A 5361-nucleotide genomic window follows, 5' to 3' on the forward strand; every position below is an offset into this window, starting at 1 on the left:
CTCGGACCCGAACCGCGGCCGCAACGACCCCCTGCTCTCCGGTAGGCATTTTCTAGTATTGTGCAGGGCTCAATCAGAATGAATCCTGATTGTGTCGCCACCCGCAATTCGGACTTCGTTTGTGGGTGCCAGTCCCTGACCTTATGCTCGTGTCCCGTCAGCAGAGCGTGGTGGCAACCAAGGGATTCCTTTCGTCCCGGATACGGAATCTGACACCGATCAGGTGCCGAGTCGTCGCCGATTGGACCACCGGGCGAGTTCAGAATTCTGCACTTGGAAAGCCCACGCGGAGGGAAACTTGCGCGCGTTGGTCTCGACGAATTGCCTCAATTCATTTAGATCAATCGCATATTTGCAGCGAACACGGACTGCGGCACGATCATTGGAATGGAAAAAGGCGAGGTACGGAGTATGAGCGGCCAGGTACGACTGATCTTAACGCTGCACAATCATCAACCCGTCGGCAACTTTGACGGTGTGTTCGAAGCGGCGTTCCAAGACAGCTACGCTCCGTTTCTGAACGTCCTGCAGGACTTCCCCGACCTTCCCGTGGTGCTTCACTTTTCTGGCAGCCTGCTCGACTGGCTCGCCAAAAACCATCCCGAATATGTGGCTCGGGTGCGAGAGTACGTTCAGCGCGGCCAGATCGAAATTCTCGGTGGCCCTTACTACGAACCGATCCTCTCCGCGATTCCGCGACGCGATCGAATCGGTCAGATCCAGTTTTATAAGCAGCACCTGGAGGAATTGCTCGGTGCCGAAGTCCGGGGGATGTGGGTGCCGGAACGTGTCTGGGAACAGTCATTTGCTGGTGACATTGTGGAAGCGGGGATCGAGTACTCGCTGCTGGATGACACCCACTTCCGAAATGCAGGGCTCAATGAGGATGAACTGAACGGCTACTTCCTGACAGAAGAAAGCGGCCGGTTGCTGAAGGTGTTCGCGGGAAGTGAACGTCTGCGGTATCTCATTCCCTACGCTGACCCCCAGGACGTGATTGGCCATTGTCGGCAGGTCGCGGAACGATATCCGAATGCCGTCCTGATTTTCGGGGACGACGGCGAGAAACTGGGAGCGTGGCCCGGCTCAAACGATCACGTGTACCGGGACGGCTGGCTGCGTCGGTTCTTCACCGCACTGCGCGAGAACAAGCACTGGCTGCACGTCACGACCCTGGCAGAGACAGTCGACCGTGTTTCACCACTGGGGAAAGTCTACCTGCCCGACGCCAGCTATCGCGAGATGACAGAATGGGCGCTGCCGACCGAAAAGCAAACCGACTATCGTAACCTGGTCGCATCCAATCAGCAGCGTCATGACTGGCACGCGATGCGCCAATTCGTACGCGCCGGTTTCTGGAGAAACTTCCTGGTGAAGTATCCTGAAGCGAACGAGATGTATGCTCGAATGATCCAGATCAGTCAGAAGCTCGATCAGGCCGTCATCGCCGATTCGGTCGGCACAGGTCCGCAACTGCTGGCAGAAGCGCGTCGCGAACTCTATCGTGGACAATGCAACTGCCCCTACTGGCACGGAGCCTTTGGCGGACTGTATCTGCCCCATTTGCGAAACGCGATCTACGGCAGCTTGATCTCGGCCGATTCACTGCTGGAGCGGGCTGCTGGGAGACGAGGTCGCTGGGTCGATGCTCAGGTCAGCGATTTCAATCTGGATGCCCGGAAAGAGATTTGTCTCTCGGGGGATCGACTGGTCGCCTTTCTCACCCCCGGAAAAGGTGGGCACCTGTATGAACTGGATGTCCGCCAGATTCGAACCAACCTGCTGGCGACGTTGAATCGCCGGCCCGAGCCCTACCACGATCGAATTCGTCAGCATGCCGGGCAGGCTGTCAGTGACGTCGGTGGCGGCGTTGATCCCAATGGAGGAGTCCGGTTCAAGCAACCTGACCTCGACCGTAAACTGCAATACGATCCGTGGCCTCGAAAGAGTCTCGTCGACCATTTCCTCCAGCCCGGGCTCAGTCATGACCAGTTCATTGATGGACACGGCGAGATCGGCGATTTTGTGGAAGGGGTTTACCTGTCGAGGATCCGTCGGTCGTCAGAGCAAGTTGAAGCGACGATGGTGCGTGAAGGTCGGCTGGGACCCTACCAGGTGAAAATTTCAAAAACGGTTCTGCTTGAAGCCCAGCAGGGTGGAACCCTCGAGATTCATTACGCGTTGGAGAATCTCCCTGCGGGGCTCCCCTTCCACTTCGGCGTCGAGTTCAACTTTGCCGCGATGGCGGCAGGAGCCCATGACCGGTACTACTATGACGGAGAGGGTCAAAACCTGGGGACTCTCGAAAGCGTCCATTCGACATCCGCAACATCACGGATGGGGCTCGTCGACGAATGGCTCGGATTGGACGTGTCGCTGGATGTCAGCAAGCCGACAGGTTTCTGGACCCAGCCGATTCAGACGGTGAGTCAGTCCGAGAGCGGCTATGAACTCGTTCACCAGAGCTGCTCGGTGATGCCGCACTGGGAATTCATCGCGCCGGCCGACGGACGATGGACAGTCAAGATTGTCCTGTCCCTGGATACCTCGGCGGCTCAGGCAAGGGAACTGGCGGAACGCTCAATGTCGCGACTCGCGGCATCCGCGTATTGACTCTGCTGCGATTGCTTGCCAGCGCGGTGCTCGCGACAAGCTACTATCAGCGTGCTACAGAGAGGAAATCTCGCAATCGTGAATGGGGCAGTTGAGACTCATTTGCGTAGTCAACATGCGATGGACAGGCCAAGAGTGGAGACTGCTATCCTTTTACATTCATAGGATGCTACTAAGAATGCAAATTCAGAGGTGTCAGTCGACCCCGTTTTTTTCCTGACTCACGTTTCAAAGTGCAGCTCCCATGAAGTTCGGCTTTCGAGTCCCCTCTCTCCGTAAGCGAATCGCTGCTCGAACGTCCTTGAAGCGGGCAATTGTCCACCGCATTGGGCTTAAAGCGCCTCGCGGATGGGGCTGGCTGACGAATCCCAGGCGAGCCGCGTATAACCGAATCTACAATCGAACCACTAGAGGGTGCAGTGTCTTCTTCCTATCTATGCTCGGTGGCACCCTATGTCTGGGGTTCGCAGTTTTTTGGATGATGACGAACTGACCCGCCACCTGCGGAATATGATCGCAAAGGATGTCGCGGGTTAGAAAACGATGTGCCGAGCTGCCTGACGACAAGGGACACTTCCGAGTTGCGATCCGTTACGAATGACGGACTGGCTTCCGAGTGGCTTCCGCAGAACAACGCACATGACTACTCAATGATTCATCCGGTCACGCATACTCAGCAGCGGCGGAAATCAGGTGACGCTATCGGGGAGCAACCAGATGTGACTTTTGATCAAACGGAACTGTTCGATCAAAAAGGATGCCGTAGAGCGGATATCCGTGGGTTGGGTTGGCATTGTTGCGGAGTCGTGTGAGCTCGTTGTCGTACTCTCGCCGCAGGTGTCTTAATTCCTCCGCATACTCCGGGTTTGCGACGAGATTTTGCATCTCCAGTTTGTCCTGTTCGATCCGGAACAATTCCTCCGCAGGCTGGGCCGGACCGGCGTAGTACCAGTAAATGTACTTCCATTCGGGTGTCACGATCGCCATGGATTGAGCGGTCTTGATCCCCCAGAAGTTGAAGAGTGGCAGCGAGGCACGAACTGAATGGTCTGCCTCTGCAATCACTGGGACGAGACTTTTTCCGTCGATGTACGACAGACTGGGAACACCAGCCAGTTCCAGAATGGTTGGTGAAATGTCGACGTTTGCAGTCAGAGCGGTTCTGACTTCGCCTCGTTTCTCGCGAGGAGCTCGGGGATCGTAAATGATCAGCGGGACCTTTGACGCTTCTTCGTATGGAAGGATCTTGTCCCCGAATCCGTGGGCCCCACAGTTGTAGCCATTGTCTGACGTGAAAATGAGGATCGTATTTTCAGAAAGTCCCTCGTCCTCAAGTGAACGCCGAATCATGCCCACGGCTTCGTCCACGCCCGTAATCAATGCGTAGTAGAGCTTCGCGGTTTCATCGTACTTTTTAATCCACTCGCGGTAGTTCGTGGCGGCGCGGCTGGTCTGCGATTGCGGAGACAGATGCCGCCCGTTCTCCACACCGTAGTTTGCAGGCCGTGCGAAATCTGTCTTGCCTTCGTAACGTGCGAGGTCGAGTGGATCAGGACGGAATGGCAGGTGCGGCGCTTTGAAACTGATGCTCATGCAGAAGGGACGACCGCTCCGCTTGGCCGCTTTCAGAAAATCTGCTGCCCACGCGGCATACGCGCGGGAACAATGCGGGTAGCGGTCGGCGTATTTCGCGATTCCTTTATTCTTGATCGTTTCGTATTCCGTCTGGCCGGGGCCCCCTGCCCACTCGTCGAATTCACGCTCGAGATGATCGAAAGGCTCTCCTTCCAGATCGAAACCAATCTTTCCCGCAAAGCCGGTGTAGTAGCCAGCGGCTCGTAGTTGAGCCGGATAGGAGGTCGCAAGGAAACGCCGCTCGAAGTTTCCTCGTTCGAAGTTGCACCCGTGGCGGTACTCGTACAAACCTGTCAGCACTGTGCTACGACTTGCCATACAAATGGCGGACGTGACGTAGTGATTCTGGAATCGAATTCCATCGCGCGCAAGCGAGTCCAGGTTCGGTGTTATGACGTCCTTATTTCCATAGCAACCGACGGCTCCGGCAGGTTGATCATCTGTCATCAGGAAGACGAAGTTCGGTCGGTCTCGGGGCCCTTCGTCGCTATTGGCGCCGCCTGTCAGCAGCGCAAAGCAGAGCAGCGGGATGAAGGTCGCGAGCGAAATTCTCTTGCGGCGAGGGCGAGTGAATTGAGATTGGGTACGAGTCGTCAGGGTCATCGAAGGACTCTCAATGGGATGCCGTAGCAAAACGTGCAATCACTACTTCAACGAAGTAAGTCGCTCGACGTATGCGTAGTACGCGCCGACTTCCTGACCCTCTCCCGTCTGAAAGCGAGCGTTTAATCGAGTCACACCCGCTTTTAAAGGTAGCCTGAAGACCGCCTCCCTGGCTCCGGACGGGACGTCGATCGCGGCTTTTTGATCGCCGACTTCGATAGTGGCGTGCACAATGGGAATCGCCTTCCCAGGATGTGAGCGAAAAGCGGTGCCACCGGGAACGGGATCTCCCGGAGACAGCGAAGCATCAAGGGGGGCGTCGGCCGCGACCGGCCATCGTCTCAGCCGAATTTCATAGTCACCATCCTCAACGACTTTCACGTTCCAGTAACCCATGTTGGATTTCCCGGCGAGTCCCTTTCGGACATCTCCCTGATTCCATGGGGGCAGGCCTTTCGTAATCCAGTCATGTGAAGTGAGACTCGCGGGATTCTCTGTAGGATGCCCCAG

General features: G+C 56.4%; 3 protein-coding genes and 1 pseudogene. 2 read left to right on the plus strand and 2 right to left on the minus strand.

Annotated elements, in window-relative coordinates; genetic code table 11:
* Positions 1-411: 411 nt before the first annotated feature.
* Both VGE80_RS01925 and VGE80_RS01930 read left to right on the plus strand, forming a co-directional pair.
* Positions 412-2613, plus strand: a complete 2202-nt coding sequence (locus VGE80_RS01925; protein WP_440591475.1) for an alpha-amylase/4-alpha-glucanotransferase domain-containing protein — start codon at positions 412-414, stop codon at positions 2611-2613.
* A 244-nt stretch (positions 2614-2857) separates the two neighbouring features.
* The gene (locus VGE80_RS01930) at positions 2858-3106 is read left to right on the plus strand and encodes a hypothetical protein (RefSeq protein WP_440591476.1); all 249 of its coding nucleotides are present in this window, start codon (positions 2858-2860) and stop codon (positions 3104-3106) included.
* Positions 3107-3312: 206 nt separating this feature from the next.
* On the opposite strand, the gene VGE80_RS01935 is transcribed toward VGE80_RS01930, so the two are convergent.
* Together VGE80_RS01935 and VGE80_RS01940 are read right to left on the minus strand one after the other, a co-directional pair.
* Positions 3313-4851 carry a sulfatase family protein gene (locus tag VGE80_RS01935; RefSeq protein WP_440591477.1) on the minus strand — a complete coding sequence of 513 codons (1539 nt, stop codon included), beginning with the start codon at positions 4849-4851 and terminating at the stop codon, positions 3313-3315.
* 42 nt (positions 4852-4893) lie between these two features.
* Positions 4894-5361: pseudogene (locus VGE80_RS01940) on the minus strand (N-acetylgalactosamine-4-sulfatase); the annotation flags it as partial.

Source organism: Schlesneria sp. (assembly GCF_036405755.1).
Taxonomy (GTDB): domain Bacteria; phylum Planctomycetota; class Planctomycetia; order Planctomycetales; family Planctomycetaceae; genus Schlesneria; species Schlesneria sphaerica.